Source organism: Vibrio sp. TRT 1302 (assembly GCF_050113875.1).
Lineage (GTDB): Bacteria > Pseudomonadota > Gammaproteobacteria > Enterobacterales > Vibrionaceae > Vibrio.
On record NZ_JBNJOF010000004.1, the window covers coordinates 114,068 to 140,613 of the forward strand.

Annotated in this window: 26 protein-coding genes; 8 read left to right on the top strand and 18 right to left on the bottom strand. The window is 44.7% G+C overall.

The features are described from left to right. The first annotated feature begins 75 nt into the window (after positions 1-75). Positions 76-1,335 carry a hydroxymethylglutaryl-CoA reductase gene (locus tag ACQEXP_RS07650; RefSeq protein WP_426969200.1) on the top strand — a complete coding sequence of 420 codons (1,260 nt, stop codon included), beginning with the start codon at positions 76-78 and terminating at the stop codon, positions 1,333-1,335. Between the two features lie 33 nt (positions 1,336-1,368). Here the strand turns inward: ACQEXP_RS07650 and luxQ are convergent, their stop codons facing one another. The 6 genes from luxQ to ACQEXP_RS07680 all read right to left on the bottom strand — a co-directional run bounded on the left by luxQ (position 1,369) and on the right by ACQEXP_RS07680 (position 7,593). After that, positions 1,369-3,921, bottom strand: a complete 2,553-nt coding sequence (gene luxQ, locus ACQEXP_RS07655; protein ID WP_426969201.1) for a quorum-sensing autoinducer 2 sensor kinase/phosphatase LuxQ — start codon at positions 3,919-3,921, stop codon at positions 1,369-1,371. Beyond that, entirely contained in the window at positions 3,921-5,018 is a 1,098-nt protein-coding gene (locus ACQEXP_RS07660) for an autoinducer 2-binding periplasmic protein LuxP (RefSeq protein ID WP_426969203.1), read from the bottom strand. The genes luxQ and ACQEXP_RS07660 overlap by 1 nt, the downstream gene beginning before the upstream one ends. Before the next feature lie 148 nt (positions 5,019-5,166). Next, the gene (gene traF, locus ACQEXP_RS07665) at positions 5,167-6,324 is read right to left on the bottom strand and encodes a conjugal transfer protein TraF (protein WP_426969205.1); all 1,158 of its coding nucleotides are present in this window, start codon (positions 6,322-6,324) and stop codon (positions 5,167-5,169) included. Between the two features lie 75 nt (positions 6,325-6,399). Further along, a complete protein-coding gene (locus ACQEXP_RS07670; protein ID WP_269374834.1) occupies positions 6,400-6,714 on the bottom strand; it encodes a GIY-YIG nuclease family protein in 315 nt (104 codons plus the stop codon). Then, complete coding sequence (locus tag ACQEXP_RS07675; protein ID WP_426969207.1) at positions 6,714-7,364, bottom strand: YceH family protein; 651 nt, start codon at positions 7,362-7,364, stop codon at positions 6,714-6,716. The genes ACQEXP_RS07670 and ACQEXP_RS07675 overlap by 1 nt, the downstream gene beginning before the upstream one ends. Before the next feature lie 34 nt (positions 7,365-7,398). Next, entirely contained in the window at positions 7,399-7,593 is a 195-nt protein-coding gene (locus ACQEXP_RS07680; protein WP_138970981.1) for a hypothetical protein, read from the bottom strand. A gap of 187 nt (positions 7,594-7,780) precedes the next feature. Here ACQEXP_RS07680 and ACQEXP_RS07685 point away from each other — a divergent pair, with 187 nt between their 5' ends. Both ACQEXP_RS07685 and ACQEXP_RS07690 read left to right on the top strand, forming a co-directional pair. Further along, positions 7,781-8,098 (top strand): DUF496 family protein, encoded by a 318-nt coding sequence (locus tag ACQEXP_RS07685; protein ID WP_006878100.1) that lies wholly within the window; start codon positions 7,781-7,783, stop codon positions 8,096-8,098. Positions 8,099-8,400: 302 nt separating this feature from the next. Then, positions 8,401-8,646 (top strand): YgjV family protein, encoded by a 246-nt coding sequence (locus ACQEXP_RS07690; RefSeq protein WP_138970979.1) that lies wholly within the window; start codon positions 8,401-8,403, stop codon positions 8,644-8,646. 93 nt (positions 8,647-8,739) lie between these two features. On the opposite strand, the gene ACQEXP_RS07695 is transcribed toward ACQEXP_RS07690, so the two are convergent. Together ACQEXP_RS07695 and ACQEXP_RS07700 are read right to left on the bottom strand one after the other, a co-directional pair. Next, positions 8,740-9,891, bottom strand: a complete 1,152-nt coding sequence (locus ACQEXP_RS07695) for an HD domain-containing phosphohydrolase (RefSeq protein ID WP_426969209.1) — start codon at positions 9,889-9,891, stop codon at positions 8,740-8,742. Between the two features lie 238 nt (positions 9,892-10,129). Beyond that, a complete protein-coding gene (locus tag ACQEXP_RS07700) occupies positions 10,130-10,747 on the bottom strand; it encodes an OmpA family protein (protein ID WP_269374839.1) in 618 nt (205 codons plus the stop codon). A 284-nt stretch (positions 10,748-11,031) separates the two neighbouring features. Here ACQEXP_RS07700 and ACQEXP_RS07705 point away from each other — a divergent pair, with 284 nt between their 5' ends. Both ACQEXP_RS07705 and ACQEXP_RS07710 read left to right on the top strand, forming a co-directional pair. After that, positions 11,032-11,652, top strand: coding sequence for a thiol:disulfide interchange protein DsbA/DsbL (locus ACQEXP_RS07705; protein WP_426969211.1), 621 nt, complete (start codon positions 11,032-11,034; stop codon positions 11,650-11,652). 17 nt (positions 11,653-11,669) lie between these two features. Next, positions 11,670-12,143 (top strand): FKBP-type peptidyl-prolyl cis-trans isomerase, encoded by a 474-nt coding sequence (locus tag ACQEXP_RS07710; protein ID WP_426969212.1) that lies wholly within the window; start codon positions 11,670-11,672, stop codon positions 12,141-12,143. Positions 12,144-12,224: 81 nt separating this feature from the next. Here the strand turns inward: ACQEXP_RS07710 and ACQEXP_RS07715 are convergent, their stop codons facing one another. From ACQEXP_RS07715 to nrdD, 5 genes are all read right to left on the bottom strand, one after another. Beyond that, positions 12,225-12,611 (bottom strand): NUDIX hydrolase, encoded by a 387-nt coding sequence (locus ACQEXP_RS07715; RefSeq protein WP_269374842.1) that lies wholly within the window; start codon positions 12,609-12,611, stop codon positions 12,225-12,227. Between the two features lie 223 nt (positions 12,612-12,834). Then, a complete protein-coding gene (locus ACQEXP_RS07720) occupies positions 12,835-13,485 on the bottom strand; it encodes an ATP-dependent zinc protease family protein (protein WP_269374843.1) in 651 nt (216 codons plus the stop codon). A gap of 61 nt (positions 13,486-13,546) precedes the next feature. After that, positions 13,547-14,728 carry an amino acid aminotransferase gene (locus ACQEXP_RS07725; RefSeq protein ID WP_269374844.1) on the bottom strand — a complete coding sequence of 394 codons (1,182 nt, stop codon included), beginning with the start codon at positions 14,726-14,728 and terminating at the stop codon, positions 13,547-13,549. A gap of 157 nt (positions 14,729-14,885) precedes the next feature. After that, the gene (gene nrdG, locus ACQEXP_RS07730) at positions 14,886-15,356 is read right to left on the bottom strand and encodes an anaerobic ribonucleoside-triphosphate reductase-activating protein (protein ID WP_426969214.1); all 471 of its coding nucleotides are present in this window, start codon (positions 15,354-15,356) and stop codon (positions 14,886-14,888) included. A gap of 77 nt (positions 15,357-15,433) precedes the next feature. Then, positions 15,434-17,554, bottom strand: a complete 2,121-nt coding sequence (gene nrdD, locus ACQEXP_RS07735; RefSeq protein ID WP_426969216.1) for an anaerobic ribonucleoside-triphosphate reductase — start codon at positions 17,552-17,554, stop codon at positions 15,434-15,436. Positions 17,555-17,925: 371 nt separating this feature from the next. On the opposite strand from nrdD, the gene ACQEXP_RS07740 reads away from it, so the two are divergent. Continuing rightward, positions 17,926-18,738, top strand: coding sequence for an endonuclease/exonuclease/phosphatase family protein (locus ACQEXP_RS07740; protein ID WP_426969218.1), 813 nt, complete (start codon positions 17,926-17,928; stop codon positions 18,736-18,738). Here ACQEXP_RS07740 and ACQEXP_RS07745 read toward each other — a convergent pair whose 3' ends face one another. The 5 genes from ACQEXP_RS07745 to ACQEXP_RS07765 are packed head-to-tail and all read right to left on the bottom strand — an operon-like array spanning position 18,739 to position 24,324. Further along, positions 18,739-19,785, bottom strand: a complete 1,047-nt coding sequence (locus tag ACQEXP_RS07745) for an efflux RND transporter periplasmic adaptor subunit (protein ID WP_426969220.1) — start codon at positions 19,783-19,785, stop codon at positions 18,739-18,741. Further along, the gene (locus ACQEXP_RS07750) at positions 19,782-23,090 is read right to left on the bottom strand and encodes an efflux RND transporter permease subunit (protein WP_426969222.1); all 3,309 of its coding nucleotides are present in this window, start codon (positions 23,088-23,090) and stop codon (positions 19,782-19,784) included. Before ACQEXP_RS07750 ends, ACQEXP_RS07745 begins: the two co-directional genes overlap by 4 nt. 17 nt (positions 23,091-23,107) lie before the next feature. Then, positions 23,108-23,566, bottom strand: coding sequence for a YeeE/YedE family protein (locus tag ACQEXP_RS07755; protein WP_269374850.1), 459 nt, complete (start codon positions 23,564-23,566; stop codon positions 23,108-23,110). Between the two features lie 10 nt (positions 23,567-23,576). Next, positions 23,577-23,999 carry a YeeE/YedE family protein gene (locus tag ACQEXP_RS07760; protein ID WP_269374851.1) on the bottom strand — a complete coding sequence of 141 codons (423 nt, stop codon included), beginning with the start codon at positions 23,997-23,999 and terminating at the stop codon, positions 23,577-23,579. A gap of 16 nt (positions 24,000-24,015) precedes the next feature. After that, positions 24,016-24,324: a metalloregulator ArsR/SmtB family transcription factor gene (locus ACQEXP_RS07765; protein ID WP_426969225.1), complete on the bottom strand. Its 309-nt coding sequence runs from the start codon at positions 24,322-24,324 to the stop codon at positions 24,016-24,018. Between the two features lie 165 nt (positions 24,325-24,489). On the opposite strand from ACQEXP_RS07765, the gene ACQEXP_RS07770 reads away from it, so the two are divergent. Together ACQEXP_RS07770 and ACQEXP_RS07775 are read left to right on the top strand one after the other, a co-directional pair. Beyond that, positions 24,490-24,675: a YgaP family membrane protein gene (locus ACQEXP_RS07770; protein WP_426969226.1), complete on the top strand. Its 186-nt coding sequence runs from the start codon at positions 24,490-24,492 to the stop codon at positions 24,673-24,675. A gap of 13 nt (positions 24,676-24,688) precedes the next feature. Then, entirely contained in the window at positions 24,689-26,392 is a 1,704-nt protein-coding gene (locus ACQEXP_RS07775) for an FAD-dependent oxidoreductase (protein ID WP_426969228.1), read from the top strand. Positions 26,393-26,546 lie beyond the last annotated feature (154 nt).

Below are 26,546 nucleotides of genomic sequence, written 5' to 3' on the forward strand. Positions count from 1 at the left end.
GCAATACATTAAGCAAACATTGAGTTCCCGAGTCTATCGGGTAGAATGCAGACAAATTTTCCGTTTTAATTTGCAATGCCCAAACTGAATTTATCTCGACTAAAAGACCACCATTTCCTCCAGCCAGAGCAACATAACCTCACATTAGAACAAAAACTCAGCCCCCATTTTGAACGTCCTAAAACAAGACTGACACCCAGTCCTTATATTTCGGATAAAACGCTCGAAAAAAGATGGAGCAAACTCGCTAACCTTACTGATCAATCAGTGTTACTTGACGAGCAGACCGAAACTAATGCTGAGCTATACAATAAAAACATTGAGCACTTTATTGGTACCGTTAAAGTACCTGTGGGTATTGCTGGACCACTTCGTGTCAACGGCCTTTATGCGAATGACGATTTCCTGATCCCACTTGCGACCACGGAAGCTGCTTTAGTGGCGTCCTACAATAGAGGCGCTCAATTGATCACAGCTGCTGGTGGTGCAAGTGCAATGCTACTCAATGAAGGGGTCACTCGCACGCCTGTATTTTGTTTTGATTCACTTGCCAATGCCGGCCAGTTTGTCGCATGGGTTGTGACACAATACGATCAATTTAAACGCGTCGCGGAGTCCACGACCTCGCACGGTAAGCTTCACGATATCAATGTCAATATCGAAGCAAGCCAAGTCTATCTGGTTTTTGAATTTCATACTGGCGATGCTTCTGGCCAAAACATGGTCACGATTGCAACAAACGAAGTGTATCACTACATTTTGACCCACTCCCCAGTTCCGCCGACGGAAGCATTTTTGGATGGTAATCTCTCCGGAGACAAGAAGCCTAACGCCAATACGCTACGCCATGTTCGTGGTAAAAAGGTGACCGCCGAGGTTCATTTAGATAAAGCGTTGGTAGAAAAGTACCTTCATACTACCCCAGAAAAAATGGTGCGCTTCGGACAAGTCACCACCACTGGTGCAGCATTGAGTGGTGGGATTGGCGTCAATGCTCACTATGCAAATGCCCTCGCCGCACTCTACATTGCGTGCGGGCAAGACGCCGCGTGCGTCGCCGAATCGGCGATTGGCATTACTCGTATGGTACTCAATAAGGATGGAGGACTTCACGCTAGCGTTACGCTACCTAATCTGATGGTAGGTACTGTTGGCGGTGGTACTGGCTTACCAACACAGAAAGCATGCCTTGATATAATGGGGCTTTATGGCGCAGGGAAAGCAAAGTCCTTGGCGGAGGTCGCGGCCTGTCTTTGCTTAGCGGGAGAACTCTCGATTGTTGGCGCTTTTTGTGCCGATCATTTTTCTCGTGCGCACCAAAAACTGGCGCGATGAACAACTGGGCAGCGTTTTATCCGCTGCCCACGACTATTTCACTAGCGCGTAGTAGTTCTCTTTAAAGTGAATGAATGCTTTGTTTAGCGCGATTTCTTTAATCGGTTTAACTATCACGTAGTTTGCCCCCGCCGTTAGAAAGGCTTGCTTGGTTTCCTGCATGCCATCAGCCGTACATGCGTAAATAGGCACAGTGAGCTTTAAGTCATTACGAATGATTTCCGTCGCTTCGATGCCGCCAAGATTGGGGAGCTGATTGTCCATTAGGACCAAAGCCACACTTGGATCTGAACGCAAGAATTCTATTGCATGAACACCATCTTTAACCCATGAAACCGTCATTCCATATTTTTCACAAAACGCTTTCGCGATAAATGCGTTGGTGTTGTTGTCTTCCACCAGCAAAACATGCAGTGACTCAGGGAATAAGGTCGAGGGTTCTTCAGGAAGGGCGCTTTTCTCTACATTGATCAGCTCATTGCTACCGACTTTCAGCGGTATTTTAACGATGAACTTCGTCCCAACATCGACTTCACTCTCTAGCTGAATCTCTCCGTTCATAATGGTGACAAGACTTTGAACAATCGCCAAACCAAGGCCGCTGCCGCCATACTCACGCGTCGTGTTTGATTCTGCTTGTACAAAAGGTTCGAATATATGCGCTATCCGCAGTTGATCAATCCCGATCCCCGTATCCGATACCTCCAATTTGAGTAAACACCCAGAGTCCGTCTGCTCACACTCTAATTCGACTCGGACACTGCCGTGATGGGTAAACTTGACTGCGTTGCTAACCAGATTAAAAATAATCTGATTGAGACGCACCTGATCACTGTGCGCCCATCGGTCTTGAGGGATCTTATTTACAACGTCGAATGCGACATCTTTTTTATCCAGTAACGGCTTGAAGATTCTCTCCACCGTTGTTGTCAGCTCAGCCAAGCGGAAAGGCGCGCTTTCGATATGAAATTGCCCCTGCTCTATCTTTGAAAAATCGAGTATGTCGTTCAACACCGCCAATAGATGCTCACCACTGTTACACAGAACTTCGATGTGCTCTATGTCTCTTTGGTCAACCATTTTGTCTTTGAGTAACTGGGAGACACCAAGAATACCGTTGAGCGGTGTCCGCAACTCATGGCTCATTTTAGCTAGGAAGTCCGCCCTCATGCGCGCTGACTCTTCTGCTTCTTCACGTGCAGCTTGACTCTGCTTTTCTGCTTCAATGAAGCTGGTGATATCCTGACCTTGCGCCATGATCTGCGAGACGCTGTTGTCTCTCATAATGGGAGATAAGTTCCAACGAAAGGTTTTGTTGGCAATAGTTGTGTTGATGCCGGTCAGGGTTGCCCCTTGAGCACACATCATAATGTGCGGCTTTAAGCTGGAAATCAGTTGATCTTGGGCGCCGTGGGTACGAAAACACCTTTCAGCCGACGGGTTAAAGCGCTCTAACTCACCTTCAACGTTCCATAACGTCACTGGCGACAAAGAGAAGTTAAACAAATCAGCAAACTGCTTTTCTTGATCATTAAGTCGTTTAAATGAACGTTGAAATGACTGACCAATTTTATGAAACTCTTGAATTGAAGACCCTTCAAATTCGATAAGTTTTTGCTCCTGAATCGAAGCATCTGTATAGGTCATCAAAGAACGTAACTCTTTGGAGACTCTTTTACCGAGCCAGATTCGAGTGTAGATGGCAATACAGATGATCAATCCAGCCGTGATCGCCAACCAAACATAATAACTCCGGACGAAGTGGACAATGTGCTCGTTATCCTGAACCGTATAAATTGAGAGAAAAGTCGGCACGTTATTAATGGTGAGATCCGTTCTAGAAACAGTAAAACCGCTCGAATCAAGCTCGTCAGTCGATTGGGCTAACCATCGATTTTGTTCATCGTCGCCATCCTTATCACTCGCCGCAATCACCTCAGAACCTACCGCTAAAAGCACCTGATCCGCATTACTTCCTTGAGCGAGCGCGTTAACAATCGAGAAATTGTTGTTAAGAACAATACCAACGAAAAGATTCCCGACCACTTCCCCGGACTCTAAATCGACAATAGAGGAACGCCTTAACATAAGGTATCTCGTTCCCATAACTGAAGGGGTTTGTGAAATATGCCAGTCAAAGCCGGTCGTAATATCTTGTGTAATATGCAGCAACTGCTGCGGTGAAATTCCATAGAACTCAAAATTTGAGTCATCCCAAATCAGTTGGTCATGACTCATGATGTATCGGAAGTCAGGTGTGATATCTGGTGAAAGCTGATCCATACTGTTGAAGAAGAGATCGAGAGATTGAGCGTCTTTACTTACCAAACCTTCTAGCAAGACCGGATTTCGACCATAACTATCTTGTTGGATCTCAATTGACTTGACTCGAAAGTTAAAAATTTCCTGAACCAAGCTCTGCGTTTGCTGCTTAGTACGAGCAACTTCTTGCGATACAACATCTCGGTTAACTTGGTAGTTTTGCAAAACCATAACCACAATTAGTCCACCAATAACAAGAAAGATCGAATTGGTTAATAACGTAGCTAATCGGCTCTTACCAGCCTGTCCGAATAATCTTCCCATTATTGATCAGAATACCTAAATGCTCGCTGCTTGAGCTTCTCGATCTTGCTCGGACTATCATTGCTCGTCACAAGCTCAAAATCACCGGAATATGCATGTGGTACACTTCTTCCTTCGAGGTCCCACTTAATCGCTTCTGCCATCGCGATTCCGGTGTCATCATTCATACGCATTGCCGTCACTTGCAGTTGCCCGTTGGCAATGGCTTCCAATTCAGCGGTTCCCCCACCCCAACCATTTAGCATGACATCATTGCGGTTTAACTCTTTAAGTGCATCGGCGGCGCCCAAAGCGACATCTGTCGAGCATGCATAGATGAACTCTAGATCTTTATCCTTCTCTAACGCTGATTTCGCAGCAAGGTACCCAGACTCTCGTGTCGCCTTAGTATAGAAAGAAGAGGACAATTGGTAGCTGTCATGATGGCTCATCTCTTCGATGAAAGTATCTCCGCGCGCATCACTCACATAACCTTCCGAGAAATAGAGCACGGAATAACGACTCTCTTTCGGGATGACTGACTTGTAGTATTCTTGTATCACACGAGTCCCTTTTATATGGTCAAATCCCACATACATAAAGGGCTGTTGCTGATCCCAAGCTCTTACCGGCGTGGTAATGTTTTGTAGAATCAATTTTGTATCTGTTGAACTCAGCACATGCTCAATAAACTTTCTATGTCGTGTGGTATCCAGAGTAAAAATCAGGTAGTCGGATTTGTTTTGGATTGCTTCAAGCAGTGACAAGCTCTGCTGTCTGACATCGACATTTGGCCGAGTAAAGACTTGATTAATACTGTATCTGATGCCCAGCTTTTCTAAGCGCATTTCAAACGCTTTGATGTTTCGAATCCAGTAATCTGAAATCTGCTGTCCGGGATAAACCACAGAAATTGAAATTGGCTTTACTTGTTTGGCTGCGAGAGGCGTGGGATAACGGCGAACTTCTTCGCTCAATGCGTCCGTCAACTGTCGTTGCTGAGGATGTGCATCGAGATATTCATCGTATTGCCAATAGCCGTTGAGAACCTGCGTCGTGTGAGCCATTGAAGTTGCTGAATACAAAGCGAATAAAGAAAGAAGTTTATACTTACACATGCCATTTTCTCTTTTGACTAGCTAGCTGAGCATAATAATTTGAATCGTTTTATTTCAATTATAATTCATTATTATCAATGAAGCCGAGTTCAATTATTAGCCTTCAAGCCATTAATTTTACTCGGCTTTTTATTATGCCGTATAGTGTCTAGAACGTAAAAGACAAATTGCCCGACAGACCAAATTGGTTGTCTCCAGCATAGCTACCAGCAAAGTCGAGACTGACAAGATCTCCTGGACTGATACCAATCCCCGCGGTAAAGGAGTTATCCAAGGTATCTTGAATATCCATCTGGTAACCCGCGCGGAGCTGTGCCCAGCCAAATGCATTTCCTTCAACACCAAAACGTAAAAATTGGGTGTCGTCGTTAAGATCGGTGAAACGTTTCTGTTTGGTCAGATCCCAGTCTACCGTCGCAACAAAATAGTCCATGCTATAAGACCCTGAAACCGTCACCTGTGTATTAAGCTTATAAGTGCTGACACCACTAACATCTAGCGTATTGATCTCTTTAGAAAATAGGTCTTTCACCGCCACACCAAATCGGTACTGGTCATAAAACCAAACCCCACCTAAATCTAAGTTGAAATAGTTCTCGTTGGTTTCACTTTTGTCATAGTCGCTGATATCGAAACTCTCGACTGAAAGACTTTGCTTGTAGGTACGCAGTTGTTGATACTTTGGCGTGATACCCAAAGCAACATCCTGACCTTGGATGGTCATACGTTTCGCCAGAGCAACACCAAACTCAGTGTAACCAAAGGCAATCATATCGACGTTGGAGTTATTGTAACGCGCTTCTACCGCTGCTGGAGTATCACCACCATTGGCCGCAATTTCGGGTGTCGCAACAATCTCTGCGTAGCCGCGCGTAAAGATGTTAGCTGAAAGCGTGCTGATTGGAAGCGCGACGGCGATACCCACCCCCGCGCTAACCGCAAGCGGTTTATCATCCGCTAGCTGTGTAAGATAGCTATTTAACTGTGCTGATGTTGTCGCATCTGGACTACCCGATGCCTCAAACGCTTTAATCGTATCTTGAAGACTATCTATCGTATCTAATGATTCGTCAGTGTCTCTTACTGTCGCACCTATCGCGGGCACCAGTAAACCAAAGTCATCACTATCGCGGTAAACGGCGGCTAAAGCCGGGTTATAAAACGGTGCCAACACATAATCAGCACTGGTCACCCCTGCATTCCCCATACCATTGCCTCTGCCATCAGGAGAGACCGTCGCCGCTTGAGCGGTACAAGCCAAAATGATTGAGCCCACTGCCAAAGATAATTTACTTAATTGATTCATATCCATATCAACCTTTTTTATTAGTCATAAACAAGATTAATACATCTGGGGGATTTTGTAGGAATAACGAATGATTTATGTGTTATCAATACATCGTTCTATCACATATTCACCTGAAACAATTTGTTCTTTTTTCGCTTTAGATAGTTGCTTGATTCGGTATTCTATTTTCGACGCTTCGCTTCTCGAAGTGCCTATGTATTGGTGCCATTCTAGCTTGAGAGGACCTTTACCTTTAAGCGCTTTTGCTCCGGTTCCATTGCAATGTTGCCGAAACCTACGCTCAAGGTCGGTTGTGATACCACAATAAAGGGCATTGTTAGACATTCGGATTAAGTAAACATACCAATCCGAATGTAATTTTAGGGAGGGGGTGAGCAACGAGCTCATTAGGCAGAAAGCTGTTCAACCAGAGCCTTCAACTCTGCAACTTCTGATCTCAGTTCTTGAACTTCCAACTCTAGCTGGCTGAGTCGATCATTATTCACGGCGGGTGACTGAGCGGTTGCGGCTAATGACTCAACGTCAACTTCTCCACTAAATAGGTGCATATAGCGTGATTCACGCTTGCCTGCCTCACGCGGAAGCTTAACCACTAACGCCCCATCTTCGCGCGCAGCCATACTATCCAAAACGGCCTCAACCTCTTTAACATCAGAAAAGTCTGCAAGACGGTTAGTACGGGTTCTTATCTCACCTGGCGTCTGTGCACCGCGTAGAAGCATACAGCATACAATCCCTTTTTCCTGTTTGGTCAGTTTAAGGTCACCAAATTCTGTATTGCAAAAACGGTGTTGAAACTTACTCGCACGACTATTGAAGCCACTTTCATCACTGACTAAACGGCGTGCGATAAGGCCATCCACAGCTTGTTGAACTTCAACATCAGTCAGTGACATAACAGGCTCGCGATTGCTTTTCTGGTTACAAGCAGTCGTCAGGCTGTTCAACGTCAATGGGTAGTAGTCCGGTGTTGTGACCTCTTTTTCGATCAGACATCCGATCACACGGGCTTCTACTGGGGATAGCTCTATATTCATACCTTTTCCTTACTATGTTGTTGCAAACGCTCTTCTAGTGCTCAGCGAGGATAGGAACTTTTCTAATTTTTCCGTTCTCATCGATCATCACTATTTTACTTCGGTTCAGCTCGATCTCTGTCACCTCTTGCCGAGTGCGTTCATGCTTATATGCTTTGACTAGTCGACTAGCCCGTCCTGGCGATGGCTCTATTGTCTCACTAGGCATAATAATTTCGGACGTGCGCATTTATTACATCGTACCTTGCCACAGAATATGGAAATCATATATCGAACCACAGGCAGGCTCAATCGTCTGCCGATAGATTGGCGATAAAACCGTCAACACACTGTAATGATTGATCTTAGGACTGTTAACCCACTAGATGTTATGATTTAATCGTTGACAGTTTTTCAAAATATTAGGAAAGGGACCTATGAGTGGTGTATTTGAAATCGTAGCTCAAGCACGTCGAAAAAATAAGCTAAAACGCGAGCTTATTGATAACGAAAAGAAAGTTCGTGACAACCGTAAGCGTGTAGATCTTCTAGAAAACCTACTTGACTACATCAAGGCAGATATGAGCAACGAAGAAATCGTTGGTATCATTAAGAACATGAAAGCGGACTACGAAGATCGCGTTGATGACCATATCATCAAGAGCGCTGAAATCTCGAAAGAGCGTCGTGACATTAGCCGCCGTATCCGCGAACTGACTGAAGAAGACAAAGTCATTCAAGGGAAGAAAAAGTAGCCAGCGGCTACTCGCCAAATTAGCCAAGCCTGCACACCCTGTGCAGGCTTTTTCTTTGTAAGGTATTTCCCATTATCAGCCAACAATTTTGGTTATCACTTTTGCCGAAAATGCGTAAAACGTTTGCGTAATCGCTAACCTTCTCCGTTCCCTTTTTTGGGGCTTCCATCACACATTTAGCCCTGTTATATTTCATCTCAGTTAATCATTTAGACCATTCGAGGCACGGAGCTTCCTCACTTATCTCAAGAAGAGAAGAATTGGTACCGACAACGTTCGGCAAAAATTAAGAGGGTCAAATTATGGATATGGTTGAAATTTTAGGTTACGCAGCGTCTATCATGGTTGCTATTTCACTAACAATGAAAGACATCGTGCGCCTACGTGTCCTTAATTTCATCGGCTGTGCGCTGTTCACTGCATACGGTTTGATGATTGATGCATGGCCAGTAGTAGTAACAAACGGTTTCATTGCCTGCGTTAACGTCTACTTCCTAGCTAAGATGCAAAGCGAAAAAAAAAGCGACGCTGTTAAAAGCGCAGCCTAACCGACTGTAGAAAGATTTGAAAAAGCCCTTGATGTCTTATCATCAAGGGCTTTTTATTTACTTACGTTTCACCGCTCTAAGTGTCAATGATCATCAGCTTGCAATCAGCTCTCTACTCTCAATTTTATCCAAATACTTAGAACGGATTTCCATAAACTGATCCAAATTGGCAAGCAATACATCGACGCACATCGGATCAAACATCTGCCCTTTTTGAAACTTAATGTATTCAATGACTTCGCTAAGTTCCCACGCTGGCTTGTAAGCTCGTTTACTCAGAAGTGCATCAAACACATCCGCCAAAGTAACAATACGTGCTTCAAGCGGTATGCTGTCAGACCTCAACGCGTCAGGTAACCCCTTACCGTTAAAGCACTCATGGTGATGTCTGACGATGTTTTTGATGAATTGAATTTCAGCGTCAGAAACCGTCTTAGTTCCTGACAATTGAATCACTTCATCGATGATCTCTTCACCGTAGATAGTGTGATTATTCATGACCGCCCGCTCTTCCGGCGTGAAGCGTCTATCGCTGTAGAGAATATCGTCTGGAATCATATACTTCCCGATATCATGAAAAGGCGCGTAGAGACGAATACGGTGAATAAATTGGTGGCTAATTTCACTCAAGCTTTTTGATAAAAAGCGCGCAAGTAACTCACTATACATACCCATACGAGTTAAATGCTCTTTGGTTTCGGGATCTCTGGCATGACCCATTTTCAGCGCAATTTCCAGCGAAGCTTGAAAATGTCGCTGGCTCTCGAATAATTGTATAAATTGGTTTGCCACGACTTGAGCAAGGTAGGCAAAATCTCGTTCGACATCGCATCGGGTGAAGAAGCCCGTATCCTTGGCATTAACAAAGATAAAACCGATCGTTTTCCCTTGATACGAAATTGGGTAAGTGTAGCTGCTTCTATGACCTAAGCGGATCAATTCGCGAATACGATCAGTCTGAAGCATTTTACGTAAGTCACTGACTATCCTTACATTTGCAGTATAAGCAATGCTGGTTAAGGAGGAGTTATCACGAAGCTCATGCTGCTCAAAGTCATAACGACCCACATCGGCCATAGTGTCTTTAACATAGTAGTTTGAGACGCTGTTTTCACCCATTAGCGCAACGGAAAAACGGGACATTTGCGGATATGAATCGAGGACATGTTCATAGATGCTGTCAAGCTTGGGGATGAGGGAAAGATCTTGAGCAGCAATGTGATTTAAAAACGAATAGTTGAACATACAGCAACGTAGCCTTTATTTTTCTGATAATTTCTTGGAACAACATCTCATATTTGAGAGCCAACCTATCAGACATTTAACACTACGATAACCTTAAACTACGCAAAGTTAGAAATTCATCATAAAGTTTATGGTTATTACACCGTTACATTGCAAAATAGTTGATACAGAACAACATTCATCACCATCAAGCACGTAGAAAACGCGCTTCAAGTCATTGATAAATTAACAAGTTTAATCAGTTAGTTGAAACAATAAACAGCACTTCAACACGGCGATTACAGGCTTTACCTTCTTTAGTTCTGTTGCTGCATGCAGGCACATATTCACCATAGCCACGTGTGTAAATGGAGTCCATCGCGACCCTGTTGCTAACAAGCTGCTGTTTGACTGCATTTGCTCGCTTCATTGACAAGCTGTCATTAAAGCTTGGCGCGCCTGTGCTATCAGCATGCCCGTCAATAACAATGTCGATACTCGGTTGTGTTGCCAAGTAGCTTCCCATCATATCCAGCCAATATTTTGAATCAGAAGCCACTCGAGACGAGCCCGTATTGAATTTTATCGTGTCTTTGAGGCGTACCATGACATGATTACCCGGCAATATTTCGTAATCGATACCATTGCTGACAAGGAAGTTCTGTAAGTCACTATAGCTCTGAGTACGTTGTTGCCCCATTGGACCGCGAACTCCAGAAGTTGACATAACAGGCTGTGAGCCCCACTCAGGGTAGCGAACATCAAAATCCGACTTTGGCGCGCTGTCCAACAAGTTATCATCCCAAAATGCCATCTCGTCAGTCATGCTGCTACAGCCTGACACTAGGAGAATAAGGGGTAATATAATTTGCTTCATGAGTCCACCGTGAGTTCCGTTACGCTACATAATCTGTATCGGCAAAAATGAATAATCTTTAGTCCTTTTCAGACAATTTTTATCTCGATATTTACAATTATATAAACAGCTGAATTCAAGCACCGCATTATTCATCGTTAGAAATACTTTATTCACCCAATTCTGTCATCGAATGGTTTCGCTTCTCGATTTGAATCAGTAAAATCATCCTACTTTTAACTCACACAGATATCGCGCTGGTGTCACTCATCAAATTCGACACAGTCACGATTCGAGATATCATCATGAAAAAACTCGCAACCTTTGCTTTTATTGCTCTTTCTGCACTTCTAGTTGGCTGCAGCGAAAACTCTGGTCCCGTGGAAGGAAAGCAGTATGAACAACTTCCAGTCAACTTAGCGACGTTTCGTTTACCACCTGTTACCGAGGTATTTTCACTCAACTGCGGTCATTGCCGCCAGATGGAAAATGAGATGCCAACCATTGAGAAACTCACTGGTCAGTCGATTGGTAAAGTTCACGTAACGTTTAACGAAAGCGCGCAAATTGGTGCAATGATCTACTACGCGGCTGAAATGCAATTAGGCAAAAAGCCCGATCATGAGATGATGAACGAGATGTTTGCTGCAACTCAAATGGGAGACGGTGCAACACTTACAGATAAGAAGAACGCACTCGATCAAGTCTTCCATAGCCGTGGCTTAACCAGTCCTTATGACTTTGATGAACAGCAACAAAAACAATTGTTTGCTGCAATGCAAGTCGCTGACGACATCACAACCCAAGGTCAGATCAACGCCGTCCCTACTTTCATTGTTAATGGTAAATATCAGGTTATAACCAGCGGTCACCAAGATGTGGCAAGCATTGCTGAAACCATTAACTTCTTGCTTCAACAACCTTAATTCTACGGAAAGAAACTATGTCTAAAATTATCTTCCCAATCGTTGTTTTCATTCTTGCGGCATTTTTCATCTACCGCACTTGGACAAACCACAAAGCGAGTGAAGAAAACTTTGCTGCTGGACAAGCATTTCTCCTCGAGAACGCGAAGCGCGATAATATCATCACGACTGAAAGTGGGTTGCAATACGAGGTTTTGCATAAAGGTGAAGGCACTGAGCACCCAACAGTAACCAACACGGTAAAGGTTCATTACCATGGTACGCTTATCGATGGTACGGTGTTCGACAGCTCAGTTGACCGCGGTGAACCAATCAGCTTTAAATTGAATCAAGTGATCAAAGGCTGGCAGGAAGGTCTAACTTACATGACGGTGGGCGATAAATTCCGCTTATACATCCCTAGCCCACTTGCTTACGGCAAAAATGGCACTGGTCCTATCCCGCCTGCGGCGAGTCTGATTTTCGATGTCGAGCTGCTAGAAATTCAATAAAATCGTCAAAATACGAAAAGCCAACGGACATCCGTTGGCTTTTTGCTATCCGCACAAAATACGTCTGATAATGCAGGCAATTTAAGCGTAATTAACGAGATGACGCTGAATAAAGTCAACATCAGCAGAATAGAAGTCAGAGAGAGGCAATTCACTTGGCGATAACCAGTGAAAAGTCTGTTGGCGTTCGCTGCCCACAGCCGTCGGCTCATGCTCATCCGAGGCACTAAAAATGGCATAGTAAATACGTCCACCAAAATCATTTATGCCGCTGAAAGTTGCCGTGTGAGTCACACCATCAATCTTTGTCTCTTCGTAAAGTTCACGGGCCGCAGCGTCAGTGCCTGATTCATTTTTATTGACTGCACCACCTGGAAACTCGAAAACCATGCCTTTTGATGTTCTAAATCTTTCCTGAACCAACACTTTGCCATTTTTCATAACGATAGCCATAGACAAGTGCTTCATATGCCAACTCCTTTCCAATGTTTGTTTAATGCCTCGCTCTATCGTTCAGAGATGTTGTTCTTTTGAGGGTTCAATAGTAGCGAGCACACTGCCGACTTTTCGGCCAGATATTAACTCAATGTTAATTATGATGCTGATTCATTAAACAAAAACATGATCTAGAGAGACAAAAAAACCAGCACATAATCTTGGTGCTGGTCTTAATTTTGGTCAATTAGACAAATTATTTGTGCTTATCTTGAATGTATTTTTTGCTGACATCGACAACGGCGACATCTTTAAAAAAGCTACGTCCGAGTAATAGTGGGAACGTTAAGTGGGTGCGATCGGCCAGAGTAAATTCTGTTTTCTCTTTCAACTCGCCCACTTGAATCCATGCTTCCACAACCGCACGCTCGTGGCTACCATCGGCACTTGATTGGCGGATCTTAACCCAGCGTTGAACAGGCAGAGCAATTTCTTTGCTCTTAATACCTTCATGTTCGATCTTGAATTTGACCCAGTCTTTACCATCGCGCTCAAAAGGAACAATATCGATTGCACTGATAGAAGAGGTTGTCGCTCCAGTATCTACGCGCGCTTTGAAATTCGCATCTAAGCCCGGAACATAGACCCACTCTTCTTCGCCTAGCAGTAATTTACCATCAGAGGTTTTTTTCGGTTTTAATTCAACGACAGGTTCTTGAGGTTTTACGACTGGCGCAACTGGCTTTTCAATTTCTTGTTTTGGCTCTTCAATTTGCGGTTTTTCAACGTTGGGTTCTTCAATCTGTGGTTTTTGCTCGGGTTCTACAGGAGGTTGTCCCGTTGTCGAACAAGCGATTAAACCGCCACTTAGCATAAATGGAATTAGTGCTTTCCACGTATTATTCATTCGGTCACCTAATTTTGACAAACTGCAGTGCTAAAAGGGGCGAAAACTCGCCCCAAAACACTTATGAAACGTTCACTATCGCTTCGGCTACGTAAGGAATGTCCTTCTCAGTTAAACCTGCGATGTTGATACGACCATCGCCCACTCCATAAATTCCATATTGTTCACGGAGTTGCATCATTTGGTCTTGGCTAAAGCCTAGCACAGTAAACATGCCTTTGTGGCTCTCAATAAAATCGAATTGTGAAGTATTGTGGCTATTTCTCAATTCATGACACAAAGTCTGACGAAGGTTTAACAATCGTTGCTGCATTTCACTTAACTCTTGCTTCCAAACTGCGGTTAGCTCTTGATTTTGCAAGATAGTTTTGACTAATGCTGCACCGTGATCGGGTGGCATGGTATAAGTTGCACGAGCCAGAGTGAGAAGCTTACCTTTCGCATTACTCACATCTTCGACCGACTTACCAACCACGATTGCAGCACCGGTACGTTCACGGTAAAGACCGAAATTCTTCGAACATGATGTGGTAATCAGCATTTCTTCAACGTTGTTTGCCATGTGGCGAAGACCTTGTGCGTCTTGCTCTAGACCATCACCAAATCCTTGGTAGGCAATATCGACAAAGGGAATAAAGCCATTTTTCTGTGACAGTTCTGTAATCGCTTTCCATGCATCGAAATTGATGTCTGCACCTGTTGGGTTATGGCAACAACCATGAAGTAAAACCACATCTTCAGGACCCGCTTGTGCAAGATCATCCATCATACGAGCAACGTCAACTTGCTTAGTTTCAGGACTAAAATAGCTATAGTGCTTCACTTTCAGACCCGCCGCTTCCATGACTGGTCGGTGGTTGACATAGCTAGGATTAGAAATCCAAACCGTCGTATTTGGCTGTGCTACCCTCATCAGGTCACCCAACATACGTAGTGCACCGCTTGCACCCGGAGTCTGGATTGCAGCAACACGATCCATCGCTGAAGTGCCTTTAAGTAACAAGTCAATCATTGACTGGTTAAACTCTTCACACCCCGCCAAACCAACGTAAGATTTTGTTTTTTGTGTGGCGACAACAATGTCTTGTGCCTGAGAAATCGCTTTCATTACTGGCGTTTCACCAGCACTGTTTTTGTACACGCCAATGCCAAGATCAACTTTTTCGGCGCGTGGATCGTTGCGGTAAGCAACTGATAAAGAAAGAATAGGATCCAATGTAGGAGTCGGTAAATGAGAGAACATGAAAGTCACAACCCTTTGAAATTCAAGTAACGGCCTTCAAGTTAACATCTAATTTATAAATCTAGAAATAAAATTTCAGCGCTAAAGTGCAAAACAGGATAAAAACCCGAATCGATTAACATTTTTTTAACTTTCGGTCTTTTTGCAGCAAATTCTACTAGTCGATTTTAAAGCGATGAATAATCTGATTCGAACTTCCACGCCACTCAAGGTTTAGATCGCGTTTGTCCTGTTCAAACTTGCCATCAATCAGAGTATCAATATATTGGACCACTTCACGTTGCGCATCATCAAGCTCTGCCAATGTGTAACCCGTCCATACCCAGATATCTTTATCTGGACACTCCTCTCGTACTCGTTTAACCAGTTTGAGTATATGAGGTACATTGGCCGGATGAAGCGGATCTCCCCCCGACAACGATAACCCACGGCGTTTAATACGAGTATCGTTGAGATCAGCAATGATTTGATCTTCTGCCTGCTGAGTAAACAGGATGCCCGAATCCAAACGTTGAGTAGACTGATTGTAGCAACCGCGGCACTGATGCACACAGCCAGACACAAAGAGTGTACAACGTGTGCCTGGACCATTTACAACGTCTATGGGGTAATATTGGTGGTAATTCATACTTTACTCATTCAAACAAATTGAGCCCAATTTTGGGCTCAATGTGACTTGTTAGTGTTGCAATTCAACGACTCGATTTACAGGTGCTTGACGCGACGTTTAACTTCTTCTTGTTTACCGAAGTTAAACGGACGTGCATCTGGACTGCCTAGATAGCCGCACACACGACGTGTCACAGATACCTTAGTCGAGTCATGGTTTCCGCAGCTTGGGCAAGTAAAACCTTTACTGGTACAGTCGAACTCACCATTGTAGCCACACTCATAACACTCATCGATTGGCGTATTTGTTCCGTAATAAGGTACACGGCTGTAGCTGTAATCCCAGACGTTTTCTAACGCTTCAATATTGCGTTGCATGTTCGGGAATTCGCCATAGCAAATGAAACCACCACTCGAGATTTGTGGGTAAGGCATTTCAAAATCGATCTTGTCGTAAGGGTTAACCTTTTTCTCTACATCGAGGTGGAAACTATTGGTGTAATAACCTTTATCTGTCACACCTTTGATAACACCAAACTCTTTAGTATCAATACGACAGAAACGGCTACAAAGGTTCTCACTTGGTGTACCGTATAGGCTGTAGCCATAACCAGACTCATCTGCCCACTGATTCACTTTGTCTTTTAGATACTTGACGATATCCACCGCTTTCTGACGCAGTTCCGCATCGTCATAGACGTGTGTTTCATCACCAAACAACGCATTGATCGTTTCGTGAATACCGATGTAACCAAGAGAAATTGATGCACGGCCGTTTTTGAAGATGTTGGCAATAGGTTCGTCAGCTTTTAGTCGCACGCCACAAGCCCCTTCCATGTAAAGAATCGGTGCAACCCGTGCTTTGACATTTTCTAGACGTGAGATTCGAGTCTCTAGCGCACGACGTGCCAGATCCAGTCTCTCATCCAATAGCTTGTAGAACTGACGCTCATCACGGTTGGCAGCAATCGCAATTCGTGGCAAGTTAAGGCTTACCACGCCTAAGTTATTGCGCCCTTCATGGACTAACTCGCCATTCTCTTCGTAGGTACCCAAGAAACTACGACAACCCATAGGCGTCTTAAATGACCCCGTAATCTCGACCACTTTGTCGTAGTTAAGAATATCTGGATACATGCGTTTCGATGCGCACTCTAGAGCCAACTGCTTGATATCGTAGTTTGGATCTTCAGACTTGTGGTTTAACCCGTCTTTAATGCCAAACACTAGCTTTGGAAACACAGCCGTTTTACGATTTTTACCTAGACCCGCAATACGATTTTTCAAAATTGACTGCTGAATTAATCGTGATGCCCAACTTGTACCCAGACCGAAGCCGAAGGTAACAAATGGCGTTTGGCCGTTTGCTGTGTGGAGTGTGTTTACTTCATACTCTAGTGATTGGAACGCGTCGTAACACTCTTTCTCTGTACGAGCGGAGGCAAACGCTTCAGGATTAGGAATATCCCACTCTTTCGCGATCTCCAAATGCTTGTGATAACTCGTCATCACATAAGGTTCTAGCACTTCATCAATGCGGTTGATGGTTGTCCCACCATAGATATGGCTGGCGACCTGAGCAATGATCTGCGCCGTTACCGCAGTTGCAGTCGAAATGGATTTCGGTGTGTCTATCTCAGCATTACCCATTTTGAAACCGTGTGTCAGCATGCCTTGTAAATCAATGAGCATGCAGTTAAACATCGGGAAAAACGGTGCGTAATCTAAGTCATGGTAGTGAATATCGCCCATCTCATGAGCCTGAACAATATCACGTGGTAAAATGTGCGTTTTGGCATAATGCTTCGCAACAATACCAGCGAGTAGATCTCGCTGAGTTGGAATGACCTTACCGTCTTTATTAGCGTTTTCGTTGATTAGATCAACGTTACTCTCTTCAATAAGACCTTCAATTTCACGTGTCAACGTGCTCTGCTTCTCACGAGCAATATCACGATCATGACGATACTCGATGTATGAACGTGCCAAAGACTTATAAGGTCCTTGCATCAACTCGTTTTCTACTCGGGTCTGGATTTCGTGGATGTGGACTTCATCGTGATCTTTTAGCTGAAGCTCTACCGCTAACGCAACATTCAGTGCGTATAGTGCGATTTCTTGGTCTACGTGCTCGGCTGCTGATTCCACTGCAGCTTGAATGCGATCCCTGCTAAACGGAGCTCTTGAGCCATCACGCTTGATTACGATTGGTTTCACCTTTTCTCCTTACCCCAGCATACCCACAGACTTATCCACAAATACACTATATAGGGCGATTTCTTGTTCGACTGACACTATATATTGTGGCGTATTTAACGAGATGAGGGAGGCAAAAGTATTGATTTTGATCAACAAAAGGAGAGCCTCGCTCAAGATCAAATCGATCTTAGTGGTGTTGATCTCAGATGAGAATTAAATGATGAAAATTGCAAAAATGCTACTAAATCTACTTGCAATTTTATGACCTCTTATAGGATAAAGGCTGCAACTCTGTTCATGAATTAAATCCTATGATAGCCCCTAAAACGTGGTCAAATTTTGCGTCGCTCCTGTTGGTCTTTTCATTTCCTGCTGCGTCAGCACCACAGATGACGTTTTCAACGTGGAATTTCGAATGGCTAAGCAGCCAACCATCACCAGAGTTTTCTGCATCGCAGAGAAGCAGCGCAGACTTTCAGGTACTAAACCGGCACTTTCTCAACATCAATAGTGATGTCGTTGCGTTTCAGGAAGTGAACGATGCGCAAGTGCTGACCAAGGTCATTGGCACGAAATATCAAATGTTTTTTTCTGAGCGAAGTGAACGCAGCAACCAGCGTCACCAGTTCGATAGCATCAATCAATACACTGGCTTTGCGGTTAGAAAAGGAATTGAAGTGACTAACGCCAAAGACCTTCGTCTTGATAACGCTAACAACAGTAAACTGCGTTTCGCTAGTTACATCATCATTGACCCAACTAGCAATCAACCGCTTCATGCGCTTTCTGTTCATCTGAAAGCAGGATGTTCCGGTCGATTTAACAACAGCCAAGAGTGCCAAACACTCAAGGGACAAGGGCAAGCTCTCAATGACTGGATAAGGCTTCGTGAATCCAAACAAGAAGCCTATATCATTCTTGGGGATTTTAACCACAATATGGGTTATCAAAATGATTGGTTATGGAAAGGTATCTCAGATCAGACTCGCGCATCACTGGCATCAAAATCCAGTCGGGCGGATTGTAAAGTGAAATCACGTAACAACCCGAATAAGACTCACCAATTTCGCTCACTCATCGATCATATCATTGTCAGTGACACGCTAACCGCATCGACACCCAAACAAGATGTCTTTGCGATCAGCGATGTGATTAAGCATCAACTCAGCGACCATTGCCCTCTGAGCACTGAAATTCAATAGCTACAAATCACCGGGATTAAGTAGTACAACATCCCCTTCAACAAGCCCTTTTCGCACTCGGAAGTCATCCCCCAATTGGACAAGTCGAGTGTGAACAGTACCCTCTTCGACCACTTTAACGTAGTCCAATTGACCGACTTGATAGATAGCAGCAACTGGGACTTTAAGTACTTTTTCACTGCCGAGTTCAACAGATACTCGGGCAAAATTGCCTGGATAGAGTGTATGTTCGGTGTCGAAACCCAATCTGATTAGGTAGCTGCGCGACCCACTATCCGCCGCCGGCGCAATTTCATTGATGTTTGCATCGAGAACCAACTGGTAAGTTGGGATCTCAACCGCCAACGTCGCGCCTATCGACAAAGCGGGCATGACTGATTCGGCAACATCCGCTTCAACAATGAGTGAGTCTGGATTGTACATCGACAGCAACGCCATACCTGGTGTTGCTGTGTCACCTGAGTTAATCGGTTTGTGGGTAATAACACCATCAAAAGGTGCCGTAATTACGCTGAAACCAAACGTTGTTTCTGCTTCCGAAACCGCCGCTCGCGCCTGCTCCAAATTCGCTATCGCTGTCTTTAATGTACTCTCAGCCTGATCAAATTGCGCTTGCGGTACCAATTTTTTGTTCAGGAGCTCTTTGATTCGCGCATACTCTTTACGCGCTGCATTTAGCTGCGCTTGTGAAGATGACAAACTCTGCTCAGTCTGCCTGACTCGCGCATTAAGATCGTCACTTTCTAATCTCAGCAACACGTCTCCTTTACGGACTGGCTGACCCACTTCAACCAACACTTCGACGACCGTTGCCGTTAATCTCGCGGCTATCGTCGCTTTTTGATCCGCGACGACCGTTCCCGGAAACTGTCGCACTACACGCTCTTCGGTAGCAACCAGAGTGACAACTGTCTGTGTTTGAGTGACCGCATCACGTGCTTGCATTTGGGTCGAGACTTTAGGAGTAAACACGCCTGCCATGTAGAGGAAGACCAATGCAAGTCCGGCGAAGAGAACGGTTCCTAATAAAAGTTTACGATTGATCATTGTTCATCCTCCAATACAGGAAGTCCATGGCCCTGTTTATTCTGATAAGCGAGGTTATAGACCACTGGAATAACCAGTAGAGTAAATATGGTTGAAGCGGTAATACCAAAAATAATTGCCCATGCTAATCCATTGAATATTGGATCGAGAGTAATAACGATGTTACCCAGTAACGTAGTACCCGCGGTGAGTAATATCGGCCTCATCCTAACTGCGCCCGATTGAAGTAAAGCATTATTTAACGATTCGCCGCGAGCCAAGGATTGCTGGATGAACTCAATGAGAACAAGAGAGTTACGCACCACAATACCCGCCAATGCAATCATTCCGATCATCGCGGTTGCCGTAAATAGTGCTGGGTCTGGATAACCATTTATGTCACTCGACAAGCTATTTAATAGCCAGAATCCCGGCATGATACCAATCACGGTGAGCGGTATAGCAAGCATAATAATGCCAGAAACAGCAGGCAGCCCAGTCTGAATTAACATTACAACAAACACGCCTAGCAAAGCCGCACCATATGCGATTCCGAGGTCACGAAAAACATCAACCGTGATTTTCCATTCCCCTTCTCCGCTCCATACCACGTGGATATTATCGTCCAACTGCCAATTCTGTCCTGAACCGTTACTCAAGTAAGTACGATTGCTCCAGTCAGTAAATTCACGCTCACTGTGCCTATTTTGGTCGGCAATGACGTCAGCAACGATTTCACCAGGAACACGACCTACTGACTCTGCATAGACATACACAACAGGTTTGAGGTTCTTATGATAGATCGGACTATCCACAGCTCTTTTGACAAACTCGCCCAGCTCCGATAACTGAACTAACGGTTGCGGTGCATCACTGAACGTACCTTGACTTGCCACTTTCACTACCCCCGCTTGCCCACGAACATAGAGTTGCAACAGGCTGTCTAAAGAATCACGCTCTCCTCTCGGTAGACGAATTTCTATCGGCAGCGCCGCTACTTCCTGGGCACTGGCCAAATAACCGAGTACTTGCCCTTTATTGGCCGCGGTAATGGTGGCATTGATATCTTGGACTGAAATGCCTGAAAGCGCTGCTTTTTCCTGATCAACAATAAACTGCCAAGTCTCCAGTTGCTTCTGAACACTGGTGTCGACCTCTGATACAAAGGCTTCGCTTCTCAGTCTCTTTGCAACAATGTCTGCCTGCGCAATCAATTCTTGGTAGCTGGTCTGCTCATTGCCATACACTTCCGCTGTGATCGTCGCTATCACCGGAGGGCCTGGCGGCACTTCGACTAACTGTATATCTGCGTCTTGTTTTCGTGCAATGGACTCCAAATCCTCTCTGAGTCGCGTAACAATTTGGTGTGATTGCATTGAGCGGCTATGCTTGTCTACTAGTACCACTCTCAACTCACCTTGATACGGTTCACTACGCATAAAGTAATGACGAACCATGCCATTAAAGTCCATTGGAGACGCTAACCCCGCAAATCCCGAGACTGATTCGACTTCTGGTACTTGTAGCAAATAATCTGCGAATACGCGCAATGCATTTGAAGTGTCAGCAAAACTGGCGGACTCAGGCATGTTCAACACCAGCTGAAACTCATTCTTATTGTCATAAGGCAAAAGTTTAAGCGGAACGAGACGCAAAGCAGGTAAGGTTGCCGCCGCAAAAAACAACATCGCAACTAAGCCTAAGAACAGCCACGCCTTCTTACGACTCGCAAGCAGAGGCGTCAAAACTCTCGAGTAAAGTTTGTATAGCGCGGAATTTTCTATTTGGTAATGGTCTTGTTGTTTGGTCGCTTTAAGAAGTTTTTTGGCCAACCAAGGCGTAATAAAGAACGCGACGATAGTACTGAATATAACACTGATAGGAACATTGAATGCCAACGGTGCCATGTAAGGTCCCATCATTCCGGTAATAAAGAACATCGGAGTAAAGACAATCACAATCGCGACCGTGGACATTAAAAGTGCACTGCGAATCTCTACCATCGCCGCCACAATGGCCTTGGTACGAGACAAGTCTTTTCGTTTTAGAAAACGTTCAATATTATCAATACTCGCGATCGGGTCGTCGACAATCAAACCCAGCGCCAAAATCAGTGCAAACAGGGTAACGCGGTTGATCGAGTAGCCAAACAGCAAGTCCATTCCCAACGCCGCCCCGTAGCTAATAGGGATAGCAATACCCACCACAAGTGCACTACGCCAGTTAAGGAACAGACCGACAAATACCACCACGGTAACGATTGAAATTCCTAAGCTAGAGACCAGGTTAGACACCTTATCGTCAGCGGTCTGACCATAGTTCCTAATAATGTCGACCTTAACTTCGCTGGGAAATTGCTCGTCTTGAAGTAAGTCAAATCTATCAACTATTGATTGAGCCACATCGACCGCATTCGATCCTTTTTGCTTCGCGACAGAGATAAACACCGCTGGATACTCAGTTGCGGTTTCTGAAGAGATATACCAAGTGTCGGTTGCTGCTTCAGAAGCCCCATCAACAACAGAGGCAATATCGCGCAAGTAGACAGGTTTATTGTTGACGACTGCAATGACAAGATCCTGAATATCTTGCGCAGATTTAAACAGCTGACCGGATTCGAGTTGGAACTGCTGCCCTGCTATTTGCACCGCGCCAGCTTGGGATTTGGTATGACTTACGCTCAGTGCATAGTTCAAATCGCTCACTGTGACGCCAAAGTTTGCCATGGCAAGTGAATCAAGCTCGATGTGAATCTTTCTCGATTCACCACCAATAACTGCAACGCTGTTGGTCAAAGGCAGGGCTTTAATACCGAGAGTCGCTTGGTCAGCAATACGACGCAGTTGATAGCGGTCAACCTTGTCTGCATCAGTCGAATAGATCGCCGCAACGACGATAGGCACATCATCAATTTCAATGGGTTTGACTAACCAACGGCTTACCGACGGTGGAATACGATCTTGGTTTGAATAGAGCTTATTATACAGTTTGACTAGCGCCGCTTCACGTGGCTCACCGACGTAAAACCTGACGATGACCTGTGCTGCCCCCTCCATTGATGAAGAGTAAACATATTCAACACCATCAATCTGACTTAGGAGTTTTTCCAGTGGCTCAGTAACTTGATTTTCAACCTGCTGGGCGCTGAGTCCTGGTGCTGAAATCAATACATCCGCCATCGGAACAACAATTTGCGGATCTTCCTCTTTAGGCGTCAGCCATAATGCCGCAGCTCCAACTGCCAATAGCATAAAAATCAATATTGCTGGGAAGAAGCTATTCATTACAGAATGAATCACACCATCCTTGGTTGCCGCACGTTCCATGTCCCCTCCAATGGATCCTAGCTGGATCTCACAATACGTGGCTGGTTATTGCTCTTGCCGAATATGACTTTCGCCAGCAGCGAGCCAACGACCATAGCACAGAAGAAAATCACAATAGATAGATTTCCTAAACCGAGACTTGCAACCGCAGGACCTGGGCAGATACCTGCGATTCCCCAGCCAAGGCCAAACAGTGCCGAACCAGAAATCAATTTTGAATCAACGTTTTTTGCTTTAGGCAAACTATATTCACATCCAATAACAGATGCTTTACGAGGTTTGATCACTAGAAAATAGCACGGCATAAAAACAAGCAATGCTCCGCCCATCACAAATGCCAAACTTGGGTCCCATTGTCCTGCAACATCCAGAAAACCAATAACCTTTTGCGGTTCAATCATTCCCGACAGCGCCATACCAACGCCAAACAATAGACCGCTAATCAATGCAGATAAACGAAATAACAAAGTGTTCATCAAACCGCCTTTATTGGAAAACATGTAAACGGAAATACACGGTCACACCAGCAACCAACATAAAAACACAGGTGGCAATGATTGAACGCTTCGATAAGCGTCCAATGCCACAGATACCGTGCCCACTAGTACAGCCATTCGCCATACGTGTACCTAACCCCACTAATAAACCTGCAGAAATCAGTAGAGAGAGAGAAATACCTTCGGTTACTGGGACTTCAACACCAAGCAGGGCTACACTTAGTAGTCCACCTAGCACCATGCCGGTGAAAAACAGCAGACGCCATGAAAATTCACCGCTTCGTGGGCTGATCAAACCGTTTATCACACCACTAATTCCGGCCACTTTACCGTTAAAAAGCATCAACAGAGTCGCAGAGACTCCGAGCAACATTCCACCAAATAACGAGTGCCAAGGAACAACTTCTAACATCGAAATGATTACCTTCTTATTTACAAAAAACGCTATGTAAGCTCAGGATTAACGGTTCCACACGTGGATCCGCTAGTGAATAAAAAACCTGTTGTGAGGATTTGCGTGCCTGAATCAAGTCATGCTTACGCAATACAGTCAGGTGCTGAGAAAACGCAGATTGACTTAGAGCAGAACTTTGTTGCAACTGACCTACGCCCACCTCACCTTGAATCAATTGGCAAAGCACCATTAAACGCTCAGGATGCGCCATCACTTTAAGTAGATCAGCAGCCTGCGTTGCGTTGTCCTGCATGTCTTCGATGTTCATTGCTTGTGTCGCCATGATTTGCCTCTTTATTGATTACATCTCTAGATATTACGCAAATACACAAATTAGTCAATTCTAATTTAGCGATTATAAAATTAGACAAATTAACATTAGACTTTTCTAATTAAAGAATCTATATTGAACCTAATTCGATTTAATCGGTAACAAGGAAACTCGATTATGACAATGGAAAACGCGATTCGCGTACTAGCAGGAAGTATGGTTTTATTGTCGGTGCTACTTACTTTCACAGTCAGTAGCCACTTTGTATGGATAACCGTTTTTGTCGGCGTAAATTTGATTCAAAGTGCCTTTACTGGTATCTGCCCAGCGGTTTTCATTTTGAAAAAGTTTGGCTTTCGTTAACTGAGGTTTATTAATGACTAAGATTTTAATTGTCGGCGGTGTGGCTGGCGGCGCATCTGCGGCAGCTCGTGCTCGCCGATTAAGTGAAGAGGCCGAAATCATCATGTTTGAACGCGGCCCGTTTGTTTCATTTGCAAATTGCGGTCTTCCCTACCATATTGGCGGCGATATTAAAGAGCGCAGCAAGCTTCTATTGCAAACTCCAGAAAGCTTCTTAGCTCGATTTAACGTTGATGTTCGTGTTATGAACGAAGTCGTTTCTATCGACCGACACAACAAGCAGGTTACGGTTAAGAACCTACTGGATGGTAGTGAGTATATCGAAAGCTACGATTTCCTCTTGCTGAGCCCTGGTGCTGGCCCTGTGGTTCCGCCAATCCCAGGCATTGAGAACCCGCTGACCCACTCGCTGCGCAACATTCCAGACATGGATCGCATTATTCAAACCATCCAGATGAACAAGCCAGAGCACGCAACGGTTGTGGGTGGCGGATTCATCGGTCTAGAAATGATGGAAGCTTTCCACCAGTTGGGGATTAAAACCACGCTGATTGAAATGGCTGACCAAGTGATGACACCGGTTGATCGTGAAATGGCGGGCTTTGCTCATGCTGAAATTCGTCAAAAAGGCATCGATCTTAAACTAGGCGTAGCGCTTGAAGCGGTTGAGTATATACCAAACCAACATATTGCGAGCTTTAGTTCTGGCGAAGACACTGAGCACCAACATGTCGAAGGTGAGCTAAATCTTACGCTCAACAATGGCGAGTCGTTAACCACCGACATCTTAATTATGGCTATCGGTGTGCGCCCTGAAACTAAGTTGGCAAGAGAAGCAGGACTGCAAATTGGTGGTCTGGGTGGAATCTACACCAATGAAATGATGCAGACTAGCGATCCTAGCATCTACGCTGTCGGTGATGCAGTTGAAGAAAAAGACTTTGTTACAGGTGCACAAACTCTGGTTCCTCTTGCAGGGCCAGCTAACCGTCAAGGTCGTATGGCTGCCGACAACATGCTCGGACGCAATGAAACTTATCAAGGTACACAAGGCACGGCTATCTGTAAGATCTTTGACCTTGCCGTAGCTTCCACTGGGAAAAACGAGAAGCAGTTGAAGCGCGAAGGTGTCGACTATGAAAAAGTCTATGTGCATACCGCCAGCCATGCGAGTTACTACCCTGGCGCTGAGATTGTATCGTTCAAGATGTTGTTCGATCCAAAAACAGGCAAAATCTTCGGTGCTCAAGCGGTGGGTAAAGATGGTGTCGATAAACGAATTGATGTGATGGCGGTTGCCCAACGTGCGGGTATGACTGTTGAGCAACTTCAACACTTAGAACTCACTTACGCGCCACCATATGGCAGTGCCAAGGACGTGATCAACCAAGCGGCATTTGTTGCCAACAACATCATCAAAGGTGACGCTACACCGATTCATTTTGATGAGATGGATTCACTCACTGACGATCAAGTACTGCTTGACGTACGTAACCCTGGTGAGCTTGAAAACGTTGGCTTCATTAAGGATGCGATAAACATCCCTGTAGACCAATTGCGCCAGCGTATGCACGAGTTACCGAAAGACAAAGAGATTGTAATCTACTGCCAAGTTGGTTTACGCGGTAACGTCGCTTATCGTCAATTAGTCAACAATGGCTACAAGGCTCGCAACTTAATCGGCGGCTATAGAACTTACAAGTTCGCCCGAGCATAACGTGATTCTATAACAATAACTGCACTTCTATTTGGGAACCTTGGGTTCCCTTTTTTTATAGAATAACTTGCTGCCAATCACTACAACCTTTGTCTAGTTCTCATCTTGAATTGATTTAGATCATTTTTTATTCAATCAATTGAGGTTATTTTGA

Bases quoted from the DNA above. Each gene is read 5' to 3' on its own strand.
- ACQEXP_RS07710 (WP_426969212.1), top strand. From the start codon at position 11,670: ATGTCTAAAATTATCTTCCCAATCGTTGTTTTCATTCTTGCGGCATTT.
- ACQEXP_RS07740 (WP_426969218.1), top strand. From the start codon at position 17,926: ATGACGTTTTCAACGTGGAATTTCGAATGGCTAAGCAGCCAACCATCA.
- ACQEXP_RS07685 (WP_006878100.1), top strand. From the start codon at position 7,781: ATGAGTGGTGTATTTGAAATCGTAGCTCAAGCACGTCGAAAAAATAAG.
- ACQEXP_RS07700 (WP_269374839.1), bottom strand. From the start codon at position 10,747: ATGAAGCAAATTATATTACCCCTTATTCTCCTAGTGTCAGGCTGTAGC.
- ACQEXP_RS07660 (WP_426969203.1), bottom strand. From the start codon at position 5,018: ATGTGTAAGTATAAACTTCTTTCTTTATTCGCTTTGTATTCAGCAACT.
- ACQEXP_RS07745 (WP_426969220.1), bottom strand. From the start codon at position 19,785: ATGATCAATCGTAAACTTTTATTAGGAACCGTTCTCTTCGCCGGACTT.
- ACQEXP_RS07690 (WP_138970979.1), top strand. From the start codon at position 8,401: ATGGATATGGTTGAAATTTTAGGTTACGCAGCGTCTATCATGGTTGCT.
- ACQEXP_RS07760 (WP_269374851.1), bottom strand. From the start codon at position 23,999: ATGTTAGAAGTTGTTCCTTGGCACTCGTTATTTGGTGGAATGTTGCTC.
- ACQEXP_RS07720 (WP_269374843.1), bottom strand. From the start codon at position 13,485: ATGAATAATACGTGGAAAGCACTAATTCCATTTATGCTAAGTGGCGGT.
- luxQ (WP_426969201.1), bottom strand. From the start codon at position 3,921: ATGGGAAGATTATTCGGACAGGCTGGTAAGAGCCGATTAGCTACGTTA.
- ACQEXP_RS07670 (WP_269374834.1), bottom strand. From the start codon at position 6,714: ATGAGCTCGTTGCTCACCCCCTCCCTAAAATTACATTCGGATTGGTAT.
- ACQEXP_RS07695 (WP_426969209.1), bottom strand. From the start codon at position 9,891: ATGTTCAACTATTCGTTTTTAAATCACATTGCTGCTCAAGATCTTTCC.
- ACQEXP_RS07775 (WP_426969228.1), top strand. From the start codon at position 24,689: ATGACTAAGATTTTAATTGTCGGCGGTGTGGCTGGCGGCGCATCTGCG.
- ACQEXP_RS07765 (WP_426969225.1), bottom strand. From the start codon at position 24,324: ATGGCGACACAAGCAATGAACATCGAAGACATGCAGGACAACGCAACG.
- ACQEXP_RS07715 (WP_269374842.1), bottom strand. From the start codon at position 12,611: ATGAAGCACTTGTCTATGGCTATCGTTATGAAAAATGGCAAAGTGTTG.
- traF (WP_426969205.1), bottom strand. From the start codon at position 6,324: ATGAATCAATTAAGTAAATTATCTTTGGCAGTGGGCTCAATCATTTTG.
- ACQEXP_RS07705 (WP_426969211.1), top strand. From the start codon at position 11,032: ATGAAAAAACTCGCAACCTTTGCTTTTATTGCTCTTTCTGCACTTCTA.
- nrdG (WP_426969214.1), bottom strand. From the start codon at position 15,356: ATGAATTACCACCAATATTACCCCATAGACGTTGTAAATGGTCCAGGC.
- ACQEXP_RS07755 (WP_269374850.1), bottom strand. From the start codon at position 23,566: ATGAACACTTTGTTATTTCGTTTATCTGCATTGATTAGCGGTCTATTG.
- ACQEXP_RS07725 (WP_269374844.1), bottom strand. From the start codon at position 14,728: ATGTTCTCTCATTTACCGACTCCTACATTGGATCCTATTCTTTCTTTA.
- ACQEXP_RS07750 (WP_426969222.1), bottom strand. From the start codon at position 23,090: ATGGAACGTGCGGCAACCAAGGATGGTGTGATTCATTCTGTAATGAAT.
- ACQEXP_RS07675 (WP_426969207.1), bottom strand. From the start codon at position 7,364: ATGAATATAGAGCTATCCCCAGTAGAAGCCCGTGTGATCGGATGTCTG.
- ACQEXP_RS07680 (WP_138970981.1), bottom strand. From the start codon at position 7,593: ATGCGCACGTCCGAAATTATTATGCCTAGTGAGACAATAGAGCCATCG.
- ACQEXP_RS07650 (WP_426969200.1), top strand. From the start codon at position 76: ATGCCCAAACTGAATTTATCTCGACTAAAAGACCACCATTTCCTCCAG.
- ACQEXP_RS07770 (WP_426969226.1), top strand. From the start codon at position 24,490: ATGACAATGGAAAACGCGATTCGCGTACTAGCAGGAAGTATGGTTTTA.